Here is a 16979-nt window from a genome sequence, read left to right as displayed (position 1 = left end):
TGGAGCCTATGAAGCGGCGGCAGACGCCCTGCGCGCTGCGGCACCTCAGCGCCGCATGAACCACCACAGCCCCAGCGCAAGCGCCGCCAGCCACACCGCCACCACCAGCGCGGCACCCAGGCGGCTGCGAGGCCGGGCGCGCTGCGCGTGCAGCCACGCGTCGGCCTGCGCGCGGCACTGCGCGAGGACGTCCGGCGGCAGCAGGCGCACGGCCAGCCAGACCAGGCCGGGCAGCAGCACCAGTTCGTCGAGGTAGCCCAGCACCGGAATGAAGTCCGGGATCAGGTCGATCGGGCTGAGGGCATACGCCGCCACCACGATCCCGATGGCCTTGGCGTACCAGGGCGTGCGAGGGTCCTTGACGGCGAAGCCGAGCGCGACGCCATCGCGTGCGATGCGCCGGGCCCAGTTCTTGAGCGTCCCGCCGAGCTTCATGGAAGCGCGAGCATGCCAAAAAGCGGCGGGCTCGCCGGCGGCGCGTTTGGTCCCTAATATCGGCGTTCCCGTGCCCGCCTGCGAACCGACCCCGGAATTCACGCCATGAAACCTCCCGGTCCCTCTGCGTCGCCTGCCCGCCCAGCCGCTGCCAGCCGCAGCGACCTGCTGTGGGTCGTCCTGCTGCCCGTAGCGGTGTTCGCGCTGTCGACGCACTTCGAGCTGCACGAGCGCCTGTCGTCGCTCACCACGCCGCTGGAGCGATGGCAGGTCGACGAGTTGCCGCTGGCGCTGCTGGCACTGTCTGTCGGCCTCGCCTGGTACGCCTGGCGCCGGCGCGGCGAGGCGGCGCGGCTGCTGGAGCGCAACCGCGAGCTCACGCGCCAGCTGATCGCCGTGCAGGAGCGCGAGCGCGTGGCGCTGGCGCGCGAGCTGCACGACGAGCTCGCCCAGCATTGCACCGCGATCCGCATCGAGGCGACCTACATCCAGCGCGCGCAGGCGCTCGACCAGATCGGCGCCGCCGCCCGCCGGGCCGCCGCCTCGGCCGAACTGCTGCAGGCCGGCGTGCGGCGGCTGCTGCGGCGCCTGCGGCCGGCCGACCTGGACGAGCTGGGCCTGGTGGCGGCCATGCAGTCGCTGTGCGACGACTGGGCGGCCCGCAGCGGCGTGGCCTGCCGCTTCCATCCGCAGGGCGCCCTGCGCGATTGCGGCGAGGCGATGGACACGACCATCTACCGCGTGGCACAGGAGGCGCTGGTCAACGTGATGCGCCACGCGCAGGCGACCCAGGTCGAGATCGCCCTGGTGGCCAGCCCCGGCACCGTCGTGCTGCACATCCAGGACGATGGCCGCGGCCTGGCCGCGGACGCGCCCGCGCAGGGCTTCGGCTTGCTCGGGGCGACCGAGCGCGCGGCCGCGCTGGGCGGCAGCCTGGAGACGCGCAGCGCCCCCGGTTGCGGCACCCAGGTGCGCATGTGCCTGCCGCTCGGCACGGCCGGCGTGGCGGCCACCAACGAGCTGGCCGCAGCATGATCCGGCTGCTGCTGGTCGACGACCACCCGGTGGTGCGCACCGGCTACCGGCACCTGCTCGAACAGGACGGCGACATGACGGTGGTGGCGCAGGCCGGCAGCGTCGACGAGGGCTACGCGCTGTTCGCCGCTCACGAGCCCGACATCACCATCACCGACGTCGCCATGCCCGGCAGCAGCGGCCTGGACCTGATCCACCGCCTGCGCGAGCGCTCGGCGCAGGCGCGCACGCTGGTCTTCAGCATGCACGACAGCGAGACGCTGGTGCACCGGGCCTTCGAACTCGGGGCGCTGGGCTTCGTCTCCAAGAGCTGCGCGCCCGACAGCCTGATCGAGGCGGTGCACAGCGCGCTGGCCGGCCGCCGCTACCTCAGCCCCGGGCTGCCGCAGCACTGGCTGCACAGCGCGGCGCGGGCGCCGGCGTTCGCGCAACTCACGCCGCGCGAGTTCGAGGTGTTCCGGCTGCTGTCGCGCGGCGAATCGCCCGCCGAGTGCGCGCGCCTGCTGCACCTGAGCCCCAAGACCGTCTCCAACCTGCAGAGCCAGATCAAGGAAAAGCTGGGCACCGGCACCAGCGCCGCCATGGCGCACCTGGCGATCCGCCACGGCCTGATCTCGCCCGCGAGCCCTCCAGGGAACCCCTGAGTCACGGCGGGAAATCTTCCCTGTCGAACGCCGGGTCGCGCCTGTAGCTTGCGCATGGCGCCGCGCGGCCGTCATGCGCGCGCTCCTGCACGAAACAACGAGAGGGAACCGCCATGCCACGCTCGCCCCGCGCACCCGCCGTCGCCCACCGGACGGCGCCCGTCGCCGCCGCTGCCCTGTTGCTGTGCCACATGCTTGCGGCCCGGGCACAGGCGCCGGAGCCACCGCCCCCCGCCGCCGTCAGCGAACTGCCCACCGTCCAGGTGATCGAGGCGGCCCCGCTGCCCGGTCTGGAACTGCCGCGCGACCAGGTGCCCGGCAACGTGCAGACCGCGACCGACGCCGACATGGAGCGCATGCACGCGCCCGACCTGACGAACTTCATGTCACGCGCCATGGGCAGCGTCACGGTCAACGAGACCCAGGCCAACCCGTTCCAGCCCGACGTGAACTACCGCGGCTTCACCGCCTCGCCCCTGCTGGGCACGCCGCAGGGGCTGTCGGTGTTCCTCGACGGGGTGCGGCTGAACCAGCCCTTCGGCGACGTGGTGAGCTGGGACCTGTTCCCGCGCAACGCGATCTCCTCGCTCACCCTGGTGCCGGGCAGCAACCCGCTGTTCGGCCTCAACACGCTCGGCGGCGCCCTGTCGCTGCAGACCAAGGACGGCATCCACAATCCCGGCACGATGGTGGAGATCCTGGGCGGCCAGTACGGGCGCGTGGGCGCCCAGTTCGAGACCGGCGGGCACAGCGAAAGCAACGGCATGCACTGGTACGTGACCGGGAACGCCTACCACGAGGACGGCTGGCGCACCGCGTCGCCATCGGACCTGCGCCAGCTGTTCGCCAAGGTCGGGCAGCGCACGGGCAATGGCGACGTCTCGCTGTCGATGGCGCTGGCCGACAACGACCTCACCGGCAACGGCTCGCAGGAAGCCGGCGCGCTGCAGCGCGACTGGTCCAGCGTGCGCACCATCCCCGACGAGACCAAGAACCGAGCCCTGTTCCTCAACCTCGCCACCACGCAGGCGCTGAGCGACAGGCTCAGCTTCTCGGGCAACGCCTACTACCGCGACATCAAGACCAACACGTTCAACGGGGACATGAACGACGAGTCGCTCGACCAGGCCATCTACCAGCCCAACGCCGCCGAGCGCGCGGCGCTGGCAGAGGCCGGCTACAGCGGCTTTCCGACCAGCGGCGAGAACGCCGGCAACACGCCCTTCCCCAAGTGGCGCTGCATCGCGAACATCCTGCTCAACGACGAACCGAACGAGAAGTGCAACGGCCTCGTCAACGAGACCCAGACACGGCAGAAGAACTACGGTCTGGCCGGCCAGTTCTCGCTCGACGCCGTCACCGGCAGCATCGGCCACAAGCTGGTTGCCGGCGCCGCCTACGACGCCAGCCGGGTCAGCTTCACGCAGGGCGCGCAGTTCGGCTACATCAACCCCGACCGCTCCATCGCCACCGTGGCCGGCCCCGGCGCCTTTGCCGACGGCACGCAGGAATCCGAGGACGCGTTCGATGCGCGAGTGGACCTGTCGAGCCGCTCGCACACCGGCAGCCTCTACCTGAGCGACACCATGGCGCTGCGTCCCGACACGCACCTGACGCTGGCCGGACGCTACAACCACACCACGGTGCGCAACGCCGACGCGCTCACGCCCGGCGGCGGCCCCGGCTCGCTCGACGGCGAACACACCTTCAGCCGCTTCAACCCGGCCGTCGGCATCACCTGGGCGCCAAGCGAATCGGTCACCTTCTACGGCGGCGCCAACCAGGGCAGCCGCGCCCCCACCGCCATCGAGCTGGGCTGCGCCGATCCGGAAAGCCCCTGCAAGCTGCCCAACGCCTTCGCCGGCGACCCGCCGCTCAAGCAGGTGGTCACCACCACCTTCGAGGCCGGCCTGCGCGGCGCGGTGGCCGGTCAGGTGCTGTGGAACTTCGGCGTGTTCCGCTCCGACAACAAGGACGACCTGCTCTTCGTCAGCGATGACTCGAGCGGCTTCGGGTACTTCAAGAACTTCGGCAAGACGCGGCGCCAGGGCATCGAGATGGGCCTGCACGTCAAGCCCGCGGCCGCCTGGACCGTGGGCGGCAACCTCAGCCTGCTGGACGCCACGTACCGCACCGCCGAGACCGTGGGCGGCACCGGCAACAGCAGCAACAGCGCAGCCGCGGACGGCGCGCCGGGCACCGAGGGCACCATCGATATCCGGCCGGGCGACCGTATCCCGCTGCTGCCGCGCCAGGTGCTCAAGCTCTATGTCGACTGGGAGCCCACCGCCTTGTGGCACGTCGGGCTCGACATGACCGCCGCCAGCGGCACCGCGGTGCGCGGCAACGAGAACGGGCAGGATGCGCCCGACGGGCTCTACTACACCGGCTCGGGCCGCACCAGCGGCTACGCGGTGTTCAACCTCGGCGTCGACTACAAGCCCAGGCCCGGTTGGAAGGTGTTCCTGCAGGTCACCAACCTGTTCGACCGGAAGTACGCCACCGCCGGCCAGCTCGGGGCCAACGGCTTCACCTCCGACGGCGCCTACATCGCCCGTGCGCTGCCCGCCAACGCCAACGGCGACTACCCGGTACCGCAAGGCACCCTCTACTCGCCCGGCGCGCCGCGCACCGCGTGGGTGGGCCTGCGCTACACCTACAAGGGAAGCTAAGCCCGCGCGGCGTGCCATCATCCGGTCCCTCACCACGAGGAGCGCCGCGAGAATGAGCACCCCCGCACCGTACGGCACCTGGCAGTCGCCTCTCGGCGCCGACCGGGTGTCGACGTCGATGGTCGAACTGCTCGACGTGCAGTTCGACGAAGGCGGCGCCCCCTACTGGATCGAGGGCCGGCCGCAAGAGGGCGGACGCCACGTGCTGGTGCGCCAACCGGCCGCGGGCGACCCGGTCGACGTGTTGCCACCCGGCTTCTCCGCCCGCACGCGCGTGCACGAATACGGCGGCGGCGCGGCCACGTTCGGGGCCGGCGCGATCTGCTTTGCCGATTTCGAGGATCAGCGCCTGTACCGCCAGGCGGGCAGCGGCCCGCCGCAGGCGCTGACGCCGCCCGGGCTGCGCTATGCCGACGGCCGCATCGACACCGCCCGCCGGCTCTGGCTCGGCGTGCGCGAGGACCACCGCGAAGCGGACACCCAGCCCCGCAACACGATCGTCGCCGTCGCGCTCGATGCCCCAGGGCCGCAGCCGGGCACGGTGCTGGTCGAAGGCGACGACTTCTACGCCGCGCCACGGCTGAGCCCGGACGGCCGGCGGCTGGCCTGGCTGGCCTGGCGCCATCCCCTCATGCCGTGGGTCGGCACGCAGCTGTGGGTGGGCGACTTCGACGGCGGCGCGGTGCACCACGCACGACGGGTGGCCGGCGGCGAGCAAGAATCGGTGTTCCAGCCCGAATGGGCGCCGGACGGCACGCTGTACTTCGTGTCCGACCGCACCGGCTGGTGGAACCTGTACCGGCTCGACGACAGCGGCGCGGCCATCAACGTCTGCCCGCGCGCGGCGGAGTTCGGCCGCGCGCAATGGCGCCTGGGCATGTCGACCTACGCCTTCCTCAGCGCCCGCCAGGCCGTGTGCGCCTACACCGAGGGCGGCACCGGCACCCTGGCACTGCTCGACCTGGAAAGCGGCGCGCTCGCACCGCTGGCGCTGCCGTTCAGCGACTTCGCCTCGGTGCGGGCGCACGGCGGCAAGGTGGCGTTCATCGGCGGCTCGCCTGTCGCCTCCAGTGCCGTGGTCCTGTTCGACCCGCTCACCCGCGCCGCCACCGTGCTGCGCCAGGCTACGGCCGTCGCCGACGACCCGGCGCTGCGCAGGCACCTGTCGGCGCCGCAGCCGATCGAGTTTCCGACGGCGAACGGCCGCACCGCGTTCGCCCTGTACTACCCGCCCGCGAATGCCGACTTCCATGCCGACGCCGCCGAGCTGCCGCCGCTGCTGGTGCGCTGCCACGGCGGCCCCACGTCGTCGGCCACGCGCGCGCTCGACCTGCGCACGCAGTTCTGGACCAGCCGGGGCATCGCGGTGGTCGACGTCGACTACGGCGGCAGCACCGGCTACGGGCGCGCCTACCGCGAGCGCCTGCACCAGGCCTGGGGCATCGTCGACGTGGAAGACTGCGCCGCCGCCGTGCGGCACCTGGTGGCGCGCGGGCTGGCCGACCCGGCGCGCACGGTGATCAGCGGCGGCAGCGCCGGCGGCTTCACGGTGCTCAGCTGCCTGACGAGTGCCGACGCCGCGGTGCGCGGCCTGTTCGGCGCCGGCGCCAGCCACTACGGCGTCAGCGATCCACAGGCCCTGGCGCGGGACACGCACAAGTTCGAATCGCGCTATCTCGACTGGCTGATCGCGCCGTCGGACTGGGCCGAACGCTCACCGGTGCGCCATGCCGACCGGATGTCCGCGCCGGTGGTCTTCTTCCAGGGCGCGCAGGACCGGGTCGTGCCCCCGAGCCAGACCGAGGCGATGGTGTCGGCCCTGCGCCGCAAGGGCATCACCGCGCAGTACACGCTGTTCGCAGGGGAACAGCACGGCTTTCGCCAGGCGGCCAACATCCGGTGGGCGCTGGACGCGGAGTTCTACTTCTTCGACACGCTGGTCTTTCGCGCCGGGCGGCGCAGCCACGGCAACGCATAGCGCGCCGCCAGCAGGCACAGGGCGAGTGCCGCCAGCGCGGCGCGGCCGCTGGCGTGCGCCGGCAGCGGCCGGGCCAGCGCCGGCGCCGTCAGCGCCCGCGCCAGGTCTTCGGGCGCCTGCAGTCGCAGGTAGGCCATGCCCTGCTCGCCGGCCAGGCGCTGCAGGTACCCTTCGCGCAGCGCCGACAGGTGCTCCATGCCGGGCGTGGCGCCCAGCGCAGGCGCGGCCGCGACGCCGTCGGCCGGGCCGTCCACCATCTTCTCGCCCTGCACGCTGGCGCCGCGGCCCAGGCTGTGCGGGTCGGTCTGCATCACCTCGTCGGCGCGCCAGAACCCCAGCGGCCGGCCCTGCGGATCGCGCTTGGGAATCGGCGACGGCACGCGGTCACCCACGCCGACGATCAGCCCGGGCACTTCGCCGGGCTTGTCGTCGAACCTGGGCCGGTACGACGGGCTCAGCGGCGGCGCCTCGTGCCCGTCGGTGACGAACACCAGCGTGGGCTTCTCGGGCAGGTCGCGGGCAATGCCGATCGCGCTGTGCAGCCCCTTGGCCACCTCGCTGTTGCCCGACCACGCCATGCGCGAGTCGATGCGCGCCAGCGTCGCGCGCAACTCGTCCAGGTGGCCGCAGACCTCGATCGGGGCGAACAGCAGCAACGACCGGTACTCGGTGAAGATCGCCCACCCGACCTTGGAGCCGCATGGCAGGCGCAGCAACGCACCGCGCAGCGCATGCCTGGCGAGATCGAGGCGCGACACCGGACGGCCGTCGATCTGCGCGTCGGTCACGTTCATGCTCTGCGTCACATCCAGCACCACCACGTGGTCGAAGCGGTCGCGTTCCATCGTCACGCCCGGATCGAACAGCGCGGCCGCCAGCAGCAAGGCCGCGGCGGCGAGCAGCCAGCGCCCGCCGCCGGGCCGCCACCACGCGCGCGGGCCGTCGCCGGGCGCGGTCATGGCAAGCCCGGCGAATAGCCGCGCATGGTGGTGGCGGCGCGCTCGGCGTTGCGCTGGACTTCCGGCGGCGCCGCGTCCAGCTCCTCGGGGTCGGCGAGCAGCCGCTGGGCCCGCTCGAGGTTGTAGCGCGCGTCCCAGTGCTGCGGATCGACGCGCAGCACGTTGCGGTAGCCCTCCTTGGCCAGCTCGATCAGCGCGATCGCCTTGCCCGGCTCGCCGCCGCCCTGCACCGCGATGGCCTGGCGCATCAGCAGGTTGGCGCTGTTGAAGCGTGCCGCCTGCCCCAGCGGCGAATCGCCCTCCAGGCTGCGGTACAGGCGCAGCGCGGCGTCTTCGCGCGCCGCGTCGGCGCCGCCTGCGGCCAGCGCGCGCGCCCGCGCGAACATCACCTGCGGCGGCGCGCGCCTGTCGTCTGCCGGGAAGGTGCCGGACGCGATCACCTCGTTCCAGCGCGTCTGCCGCGCCAGGAACACGCCGTCGATGGCGGCCGCCGCGCACACCAGCGCCAGCAGCGCCATCGCGCCGAGCGTCAGCCGCCGCGCATTCAGGCCCATCGCCGGATCTCCGCCAGGCTCGCCGCCAGCAGCAGCACGACAGCGCCGAGCGCGACGCCGAACATGTGCCCCGACAGGTCGCGCCGCGGCATGGTGTCCAGGTAGGTGATGGGCAGCTTCTCCAGGCGGTCCACCTCGTCGATGGCCCGCTTGAGCGCCTCCGGGTCGCTGGCTTCGTAGGCGCGGTAAGGCGTCTCGAGCGATCCGAAGAAGCGGTGCAGCGCGTACTCGGGCACCGTGTCCACGCTGGCGGCCGCCTCGCCTTGTTCCAGTACCAGGCCCGGGCTGTTGGCCGAGCGCAGGTAGATCCAGTAGATGGCCACGCGGTGCTTGCGCGCCAGGTAGGCGATGCGCTCGCGCGCGCCCGGGTCGAGGCGGTCGCCGCCGTCGGACACCAGCATGACGATGCGCGAGCCGGCGTAGGGGCGCTCGGCGAAGGAGCCCAGCGCTTCCTCCAGCGCCAGGCCGATGTTGGTCTCCGACAGGCCCCGGCCGACGTCGCCGGCGGCAATGGCGGCCTGCACCGCGTCGCTCTTCTGGGTGAACTCCAGCACGCGGATCGGCAGCGTGCTGAAGACGATCACGCCGAAGCGGTCGTCCTTGCGCCGGCTGACGAATTCGGACAGCAGCTCGCGCGCGACCTTGCCCTTGGACTCGCGCTGCCGGCCCGGCGAGCGGCCCATGTAGTAGTCGATCACCTCGGGTCCCGTGCCGCGCGCAAGCGCCGGCGGCGGGCGGGCGCCGGCAAAGCCCTGGTCCATGCTGCGGCTGCGGTCGAGCACCAGCACGATCTCGGCGCCCCGCCCGACACGCTCGACGCCGTATTCCGGCCGATACGGACCCGCCAGCCCGACCACGAGCGCCGCCAGCGCCAGGACGCCGACGATGCGCAGCCCCCACGCCAGCAGCGCCGAAGCGCGGTCGCGCGGCGCCAGCGCCACCCAGGCGTTGCCGAACGCGAGGCCGGGCTCGCGCAGCAGCGGCAGGGCCGCCAGCGGCAGCAGCCAGAGCCAGCGCGGGTCGTCGAAGCTCATGGCGCAGGCCTCGCGCGGCGCGCTGCAGCATTGCCTTCGGGGCACCCGGCCGCGGGTTTCATGCCGCACCCCTTTCGGCATCGCGGCAGCGGCGGCAGAACTCGACCAGCCAGCGCCGGTCGGCCGGGCCCCGGCCCTCGCCGAAGAACTCGTGGCGCGAGGCCTGGAAGAAGGCGGCCAGCTCGCCGCGCAAGGGCGCGAACTGCGGACGCCGGCGCACGAAGCGGTCGATGTCCTGCTCGAAGAACACCTCGCCCATGCTCCTGTCCAGCGCGCCATGCACTTCGCGCAAGGCCTGCTGCCACTGGCCCGGCGGCGTGTCCGGCGCCAGCGTGCGCACCTGGCGCCAGGCCATGGTGAAGGGCCGGTGCCTGCGCGTCCACCACGGCAGGCCGACGTACACGTGCGCGAGCCAACCCAGCAGCAGCAGCGCCGCGACGCCGTAGCCCGCCAGTCTCAGCCTGGCCGGCCGGGTGTCGAGCAGCGGCGGGGCCGCGTCGGGGCGCAGTTCGCCCAGGCCGCGCCGGCTCGGCGCGTCCGCCGGCACCAGCGGCGACACCGTCACGGGCCAGGCTTCGACCAGCAGTTCCTGCGCCCGCGGCTGCCCCTGGAAGCGCAGGCGGAAGCTGGGCATCTCCAGCACGCGCGGCTCGCGCGGCGACAGGAAGACCTGGTAGGCCAGCCTCAATTCGTGGCGCCGCCCGCCGTCGATCCCGCCGTCGAGCCGCGTGACGCTGCGCAATTCGAGGGCGCGCCCCCGCGCGCCGGGGCGGGGCACGCTGTCCTCGTCGAGCACCAGTCCGTCCGGCACGTCGACCGTGACGGTGCGCGCCACCACGTCGCCGAGCTGCCAGCCGAAGGCGCGCGGCTCCTGCGTGCGCAGGTCCAGCTGTGCCGCGCAGGCGGCCGCGGCCAGCCAGCCCGGCAAGGCGGCCCAGCAGGTGCGCGCGCCGGCTTTCATGTGCGTCCTAGGTGTGGAAATGGCGCGTGAGCGCGTCGGCGTCATAGGCGCCCTCGATGAAGTGGGCCCTGCGCCGGTATTTCTCGAAGACCTGCAGCAGCGCCGCGCGGCGGGCGTCTCTCGCGGCCTGCCACTTCTCGCGCAGCCAGGGGCGCCACCACACCAGCCTGGGCGCCCCGCCTTCCGGGTCGCGCACGCGCACCAGTCCGCTGCGCGCATGAAGGTCGAATTCCACCGGGTCCCACAACACCACCGGCACCAGTTCGTGATGGGCCAGCGACGCCAGCACGGCCTCCACACGCGGCAGCGGCAGGTGGAAGTCGGACACCAGGAACACCAGCGAACGCTGCCGTCCCAGGTGCACGGCAGCCAGGGCCAGCGCGTCGGCCGACGTGCCTTGCAGATCGAGCGCGCGCAGCCGGCCCGCCAGCGCGGCACCCACGCCGCGCACGCGCGTGGGCGGCTGCAGCAGGTCCTCGCGCACCTCGCCGTCGCAGCCGATGAAGCCGAAGCTGTCGCCCTGGCGCCAGGCCGACCAGGCCAGGCTGTCGACAAGATCGGCCATCACGTCCAGCTTGCGGCGCGTGGCGGCGAAGCCCATCGACGCCGACAGGTCGGCCACCAGCACCACCTGGATCGCCTTGCGCTGGCTGTAGACGCGGACCACCCATTGGCCGAAGGGATCGCGCAGGCTGGCGTGCAGGTCGAGGCGCCGCGCGTCGGGCACGTCGAGCAGCGGCGCATGCCCGCGCAACTCGAAGCCGCCCTCGCCCCGCGTGCTGCGGTGCGACCCGGGGAAATGGCCCGGCGCCGGCGAACCCATGCGGTAGTGAAGCTCCTGCGGCACCGATGGCGGCTGCATCATCGCGGGTCTCCTCGCATGGCCGGGCTCACGGCGCCGCAACGCTCGACACGATGGCGCGCATCAGGCGCGGCGAGATGTCCTGGCGGCGCATCTCGTACACCGGCTGGTAGCACAGGCGATGCGCGATGGCCGGCTCGAACACGGCCTGGACATCCTCGGGCGTGACATGCCCGCGCCCGTCCAGCCAGGCGGCCACCCGCGCTGCGCGCAGCAGCAGGCTCATGCCGCGCGGGCTGGCCCCGGCCAACATCAGTTGCGCGGTATCCAGATCCGGCAGGCGCACGCCGAAGTCGGCCGGCGCCGCCGTCGCGCTCCACAGGTGCAGGGCATAGGCCTGCAATGCCTCCGACGCCTGCACGCCACGCTGGATCAGCTCGCCCACCTGGTTGAGCTCGCGGTGGTCGACCAGCGCGCCGCCCAGGTCGCCGATGAGCCGCTCGGTGTCGTGAAAGCGCGGCTCCACCATGAGCGTGCGGCGCTCGGCGTCGCCGGCCGGCGCGTCGATCGCCACCTCGAGCATGAAGCGGTCGCGCGCGGCGGCCGAGATCTCGAAAGTCTCCTCGCGCTCGACCCGGTTGCGGTCGGCAAAGACCGTCAGGTGCGGGAAGCGGAACTCGCGGTTGAACGCGGACACGCTGCGCTCGGCCATCACGCGCAGCAGCAGCGAATGCACCTGCGGGCGCGCCCGGTTGATCTCGTTGAAGAAGAAGATCGCCAGGCTCTCGCCGTGCCGGATCAGCGGCCCAGGCTCGACCGCCGGCTTGCCATCGGCGCTGATGTAGGTGTAGTAGACCAGGTCGCCGGGCATCAGGTCGATGGTGCCCTCGATGCGGGCGAAATCGCCGCCCAGCACCTGCGCGAAGGCGCGCAGCAGCGTGGTCTTGCCCACCCCCACGTCGCCCTGCAGCAGCACGTGGCCGCGCGCGAACACGGCGGTATTGATCAGGCGGATGGCCCGCGCCTGGCCGACCACCGCCCTGGCGACCTCGGCCTCGAGCCGCAGCGCGCGCGCCCGCCAGTCGCTCATCAGGGCATCGTCACGGTTCATCGGTGTCTCCGGTGTCGTCAACTGCCCGTGCTGCGGGTGTTCTTCATGCGCTCGGCCGCCGCCCGCTCGCGCTCGTACTCTTCGCGGCAGGCCCGCGCGTAGTCGTGCGGCCCGAGGTAGGTGACCTCCTGGTCGTAGCGCGCCAGGTCCTCGATGAAGCGCGGGTCGAACATCGCCTGCCTGAAGGCGTCGTGCAGCACCTTCACCACCTCGTCGGGCAGCCCCCGCGGGCCGGACAGGCCGTAGGGCGACATGGCGACGATGCCGTAGCCCAGCTCGCGCAGCGTCGGCACCTGCGACCAGCGCCGGGAGCGCTCCTGGCCCAGCGTCGCCAGCAGGCGCAGGCGCCCGGCGTCCACCTCGGGCCCGAAGCCGGTGGAGTTGACGCCCACCATGACCTGCCCCGACTCGACCGCCAGCGTCAGTTCGGACGTGCCCTTGTAGGGCACGTGGATGTAGCGCAGCCCGCGCTCGGTGAACAGGGTCTCGAGCACCAGGTGCGGCGTGGTGCCGATGCCGTTGGTGGCGATGGTCAGCTCGCCCGGGCGCGAGCGCGCGAAGGCGAACAGCTGGTCCATGGCGCGCAGCGGGCTGGCGGCGCGCACCAGCACGCCGAAGGTCACGCCCGAGACCTGGATGATCGGCGTAACGTCTCGCACCGGGTCCCACAGCACCTTGGTGACGAACGGGGCGCGGAAGACCGGCTGCGGCATCTGCGCGATGGTGTAGCCGTTGGGCTCGGCCTGCGTCAGCACCGGCATGGCCAGCGTGCCGCCGGCGCCGGGGCGATTGGCGACGATCACCGGCTGGCCGAGCGCCGGCGCCGCCAGTTCGGCCAGCAGGCGCAGCGACAGGTCGGTCGCCCCGCCCGCGGCCCAGGGCACCCACATCGTGACGGGGCGTGACGGAAAGGGCTCGCCGGTCCACGCGCCCACCGGCGGCCCGAGCGTCACGCCGCCCAGGGCCAGCGCTGCCGCGCCGCCGGCCAGCCAGCGGCGCCGGTCGCGGTTCACGGGCCGCCCCGCCTGGTCAGGCCGCCGAAGCCGCGCTGCGGGTCGTAGCCCCAGCAAGCCAGCAGGAAGAAGGCCGCCAGGCAGCCCAGCACGATCCACGGCGCCGCGCCCGGGTCCTTGCCGTAGAGCGCGAAGCGCATCCACTCGACCGCCTGGGTGAACGGGTTGAAGCGCGCGAGCTGATAGACCCATTCGGCGCCCGACTCCTGCAGCTTCCATAGCGGATAGAGCGCCGTGGACATGAAATACATCGGGAAGATGACGAAGTTCATCGTGCCGGCGAAGTTCTCCAGCTGCTTGATGTAGACCGACAGCAGCAGGCCCAGCGCGCCCAGCATCAGGGCGCCGCAGGCCAGCGCCAGCAGCGCGTGCAGACCGCCCAGCGTGAACACCGGCAGCTCGGTGCCCAGCAGCGCGGCGACCAGCACGAACGCCAGCGCTTGCAGCACCGACAGCAACGCGGTCGCGCAGAGCTTGCAGAACAGCAGCCAGGCGCGCGGCAGCGGCGCGGTGAGCAGCAGCCGCATCAGGCCCATCTCGCGGTCGTACACCATGGCCAGCGACGACTGCATGCCGTTGAACAGCAGCACCATGCCCACCAGGCCCGGCGCGATGTAGACGTCGTAGGGAATGTAGGTGTCGTACGGCTCGACGATCGCGACGCCGAACACGTTGCGAAAGCCGGCCGCGAACACCGCCAGCCACAGCAGCGGCCGCACCAGCGCAGACACCAGCCGGCCGGTCTGCTGCGAGAACTTGAACAGCTCGCGCACGACGATCGCCCGCATGCCCTGCAGGGCGTGCGGCAGCGCGGCGCGGCGCGCGGGCTGCGCCGGCACGGCCGGCGGCTGGATCAGGGCATCGTCTTGCACTTCTTCTCCGGGGCGTCGGCGCCCAGCGTGTCCAGCACGTTGCTCGGGTGCAGCAGGCCTTCGACGGGCGCCTGCGAGATCACGCCCTGCCCGTCGGTGAGCAGCAGCGTCTGGCGCAGCTGCCCGTCCCACGGCCGAAAGCTCAGCGAGGTGCCCTTGGATCCGTCCAGCGGGGTCGCGCCGAGCGCCTTGGCCCAGGCCGCCGCAGGCCCCTTGGGCGCCGCGGTGGCGACGGCGACCAGCGCCTTGCCGGCCATCCAGGCGGCCCAATCGTTCGCCGTCATGGGCCGGCCGACGGCCTTGGCGAAACGGCGCGACACCTGCGGCGCGCCATAGCGCTCGAACTGCGCATGCCAGGCCAGCGCCACCAGCCCCGCGTCGCCCACCACGGGACGCGGCAGCACGGTGCGGTAGGGCAGCCCGCGCGCGAACTCGCCGTCGCTGTCGACCACCCACACCGCGTCGTAGGTGCTGCCCGCCGTCAGCAGCAGCGGATTGGCCAGGTCGCGCTCGCGCGGGTCGCCCGAGAGCTTGAACGACTTGCTGGCCACCACCTGCAGGCCGTAGCGCTTGAGCGAGGCCTGCGCAGCGGCCGCCCGAAGCTGGTCCTGCGGGCTCGGGCCGACCAGCAGCAGCACCTTGGTCCACTTGCGCGAGACCAGGGTCTGCGCCAGCGCGTCGGCGCGCATGCGTTCGCTGGGCAGGATGTGAAACAGCTGCGACCGGCAGTCCTGCTCGCGCAGGCGGTCGGCGGCCTCGCCGACGTTGAGCACGGGCACCTTCACGGCGTCGGCCGCGGCCAGCGTCCAGTCGGCCGGAAGGTCCGTCACCAGCACCGCCGCGCCCGCCTTCTCGGCCGCCTGCGCCGCGCTGCGCGCCGCCGCGGCCGAATCGGCCGTCTTCGTCTCCAGCTCGACGGCGGCATCGACCGCCTGCAGCTCGAACTGCCCCTCCTCCAGCGCCACCTGCAGGCCATCGCCGGCCGGGCCGCCGGAGTGGCCGAGGTAATGGCGCTCCAGGCGCGAGCGGTCCATCCGCGCATCCGGGTCCGGCACGAGCAGCGTGGCCTTCAGCGTGGCGGCCGCGGCGAACGCCACCGGCCCCAGCGCCAGCAGCGCCGACGCCGCGCAACGGGCCGTACGGTTCATTCGACCACCACCAGGCCGTAGGGCACGCGCCCGACCGGAATGCTCTTGATCGGCTTGGCGGCCGCGACGTCGACGACCGTGACGTCGTCGCTCAGGCCGTTGACCACGTACAGCCGCGCCTCGGCCTTGTCGAGCGTCACGTTCCAGGCCCGCTTGCCCACCAGCACCAGGTCGGTGACCTTGCGCTGCGGCACGTCGACGAAGGCGACGTGGTTGGCCCGCCCCAGCGCCACGAACGCGCGCTTGCCGTCGCGCGACATCTGGATGCCCACCGGCGTGATGTCCTCGCTGCGCGCACCCTTGACCTGGAACTTCAGCGTGCCGGTCACGGCCCGGGTGGCGGTGTCGATGATGCTGACGCTGGCGTCGAGCTCGTTGCTGACCCACAGCTCCTTGCCGTCGGGCGTGAAGGCCATGCGGCGCGGGCGTTTGCCGACCTTCACGTTCTTCACCACCTTGGCGCTGGCCACGTCGATGACGTGCACCAGGCTCGCCACCTCGGAGGTGACGTACAGCGTGCCGCCGTCCGCGCTGACCTTGACACCTTCGGGCTCCTGGCCGACCTTGATGGTCTTGAGGACCTTGCCGTTGGCCGAATCGATGAAGCTGACCGCGCCCTCGTCCTCGTTCGACACGTAGATCGTCCTGCCGTCCGGCGACAGGTCGAAGGCCTCGGGCTCGTCGCCCAGCGGAATGCGCCGCACCGACTTGCCGGTGGCCGGGTCGATCACGTCTGCCGCATTGGATTCGGTACAGGCCAGCATGATCTGCCCCTGCGCCGTCAGCTGGATGTGGCGGCCCCGCTTGCACGTGGGAATGGTGCCCTTGACGGTCAGCGTTCCCAGGTCGATCAGCGTGATCGCCGGATCCTTCTCGCTGGAGACGTACGCCGTGCCCTGCCCCAGCGCCGCCCCGGCCAGGCACAGGCCGCCCAGCATGGACGCGGCCAGGCGCACCGCGCGCGATGCAGGTCGTTTCCTCGTTGTACTCATGTCACGGTCTCCTTGTTCCTGGCGTTGCGTTCGTCGCTCGTGCGCGCGATGAAGCCGGCCTCCAGCGTGGGCCCGCCCAGCGCCTCGGTCACCTGCGCCGGCGTGCCGTCGGCCAGCAGCGCGCCCTTGTGCAGCACCAGCACCCGGTCGGCTCCGCCGGCCTCTTCGACCATGTGCGTCGCCCACAGCACGCAGACGCCGCGCTCGCGCACGTCGGCGTGGATGGCGCGCAGCAGGTCCTGGCGCGAACGCGGGTCCAGCCCCACCGTGGCCTCGTCCATGAGCAGTACCGACGGCTGGTGCAGCCAGGCGCGCACCAGCTCCACCTTGCGCCGGTTGCCGCCGGACAGTTCGCGCACGCGGCGATCGAGGTCGGCCTCGATGCCCAGGCGCGCGCAACCGGCCTGGATGCGCTCGGCGGCGAGCCGGCGCGGCAGCCCGTGCAGGTCGGCCTGGAACAGCAGGTTTCGGCGCACGCTCAGGTCGAGGTCGAGCGACAACTGCTGGAACACCACGCCGATATGGCGCAGTGCCGCGGTAGCCGCACGCGCCATCGAATGGCCGGCTACCTCCACCTCGCCCTCGTCGGCCGCGAACAGCCCGGTGAGCACCTGGAACAGCGTGGACTTGCCCGCGCCGTTGGGGCCGAGCAGCGCCACGAACTGCCCCGCCGACAGGCTGACCGACAGGTTCTGCAACGCCGCCCGCGCGCCGTAGCGCTTGGTCAGGCCGGCGGTGCGCAGCATGGTCGTCGGTTCGGGCGTCAATG

At 72.4% G+C, this 16979-nt stretch carries 16 protein-coding genes; 4 read left to right on the top strand and 12 right to left on the bottom strand.

Features of this window, described 5'->3' with window-relative positions; translation table 11 throughout:
* Positions 1-45: 45 nt before the first annotated feature.
* The gene (locus VES41_RS18875) at positions 46-435 is read right to left on the bottom strand and encodes a YkvA family protein (protein ID WP_324820193.1); all 390 of its coding nucleotides are present in this window, start codon (positions 433-435) and stop codon (positions 46-48) included.
* A gap of 105 nt (positions 436-540) precedes the next feature.
* On the opposite strand from VES41_RS18875, the gene VES41_RS18870 reads away from it, so the two are divergent.
* The 4 genes from VES41_RS18870 (at position 541) to VES41_RS18855 (ending at position 6764) form a co-directional block, all read left to right on the top strand.
* Positions 541-1470, top strand: a complete 930-nt coding sequence (locus VES41_RS18870; protein ID WP_324820191.1) for a sensor histidine kinase — start codon at positions 541-543, stop codon at positions 1468-1470.
* Complete coding sequence (locus VES41_RS18865; RefSeq protein WP_324820189.1) at positions 1467-2114, top strand: response regulator transcription factor; 648 nt, start codon at positions 1467-1469, stop codon at positions 2112-2114. The genes VES41_RS18870 and VES41_RS18865 overlap by 4 nt, the downstream gene beginning before the upstream one ends.
* A 113-nt stretch (positions 2115-2227) precedes the next feature.
* On the top strand, positions 2228-4786 hold the full coding sequence (locus VES41_RS18860; protein ID WP_324820187.1) for a TonB-dependent receptor: 2559 nt from the start codon (positions 2228-2230) through the stop codon (positions 4784-4786).
* A 52-nt stretch (positions 4787-4838) separates the two neighbouring features.
* Complete coding sequence (locus tag VES41_RS18855) at positions 4839-6764, top strand: S9 family peptidase (protein ID WP_324820185.1); 1926 nt, start codon at positions 4839-4841, stop codon at positions 6762-6764.
* Here the strand turns inward: VES41_RS18855 and VES41_RS18850 are convergent.
* Genes VES41_RS18850 through VES41_RS18800 form a run of 11 tightly spaced genes read right to left on the bottom strand, consistent with a single transcriptional unit; the run spans position 6707 to position 16956 of the window.
* Entirely contained in the window at positions 6707-7723 is a 1017-nt protein-coding gene (locus VES41_RS18850; protein ID WP_324820182.1) for a vWA domain-containing protein, read from the bottom strand. The genes VES41_RS18855 and VES41_RS18850 overlap by 58 nt on opposite strands.
* Positions 7720-8277: an MxaK protein gene (locus tag VES41_RS18845; RefSeq protein ID WP_324820180.1), complete on the bottom strand. Its 558-nt coding sequence runs from the start codon at positions 8275-8277 to the stop codon at positions 7720-7722. Before VES41_RS18845 ends, VES41_RS18850 begins: the two co-directional genes overlap by 4 nt.
* Entirely contained in the window at positions 8268-9311 is a 1044-nt protein-coding gene (locus VES41_RS18840; RefSeq protein WP_324820178.1) for a vWA domain-containing protein, read from the bottom strand. Before VES41_RS18840 ends, VES41_RS18845 begins: the two co-directional genes overlap by 10 nt.
* A 58-nt stretch (positions 9312-9369) precedes the next feature.
* Complete coding sequence (locus tag VES41_RS18835) at positions 9370-10272, bottom strand: hypothetical protein (RefSeq protein ID WP_324820176.1); 903 nt, start codon at positions 10270-10272, stop codon at positions 9370-9372.
* 7 nt (positions 10273-10279) lie between these two features.
* On the bottom strand, positions 10280-11137 hold the full coding sequence (locus tag VES41_RS18830) for a DUF58 domain-containing protein (RefSeq protein WP_324820174.1): 858 nt from the start codon (positions 11135-11137) through the stop codon (positions 10280-10282).
* 25 nt (positions 11138-11162) lie between these two features.
* Complete coding sequence (locus tag VES41_RS18825) at positions 11163-12185, bottom strand: MoxR family ATPase (RefSeq protein ID WP_324820172.1); 1023 nt, start codon at positions 12183-12185, stop codon at positions 11163-11165.
* Between the two features lie 17 nt (positions 12186-12202).
* Entirely contained in the window at positions 12203-13198 is a 996-nt protein-coding gene (locus VES41_RS18820) for a tripartite tricarboxylate transporter substrate binding protein (protein WP_324820169.1), read from the bottom strand.
* Positions 13195-14070 carry an ABC transporter permease gene (locus VES41_RS18815; RefSeq protein WP_414719183.1) on the bottom strand — a complete coding sequence of 292 codons (876 nt, stop codon included), beginning with the start codon at positions 14068-14070 and terminating at the stop codon, positions 13195-13197. Before VES41_RS18815 ends, VES41_RS18820 begins: the two co-directional genes overlap by 4 nt.
* Positions 14052-15218 carry a branched-chain amino acid ABC transporter substrate-binding protein gene (locus VES41_RS18810; RefSeq protein WP_324820167.1) on the bottom strand — a complete coding sequence of 389 codons (1167 nt, stop codon included), beginning with the start codon at positions 15216-15218 and terminating at the stop codon, positions 14052-14054. Before VES41_RS18810 ends, VES41_RS18815 begins: the two co-directional genes overlap by 19 nt.
* The gene (locus VES41_RS18805; protein WP_324820165.1) at positions 15215-16210 is read right to left on the bottom strand and encodes a PQQ-dependent catabolism-associated beta-propeller protein; all 996 of its coding nucleotides are present in this window, start codon (positions 16208-16210) and stop codon (positions 15215-15217) included. The genes VES41_RS18810 and VES41_RS18805 overlap by 4 nt, the downstream gene beginning before the upstream one ends.
* Positions 16207-16956 (bottom strand): ABC transporter ATP-binding protein, encoded by a 750-nt coding sequence (locus VES41_RS18800; RefSeq protein WP_324820408.1) that lies wholly within the window; start codon positions 16954-16956, stop codon positions 16207-16209. Before VES41_RS18800 ends, VES41_RS18805 begins: the two co-directional genes overlap by 4 nt.
* Between the last annotated feature and the right edge of the window lie 23 nt (positions 16957-16979).

The sequence above is a fragment of the Variovorax sp. genome (genome assembly GCF_035634955.1).
Classification (GTDB): Bacteria; Pseudomonadota; Gammaproteobacteria; order Burkholderiales; family Burkholderiaceae_C; genus Variovorax.
This window is presented reverse-complemented; position numbering and strand designations above follow the sequence as displayed.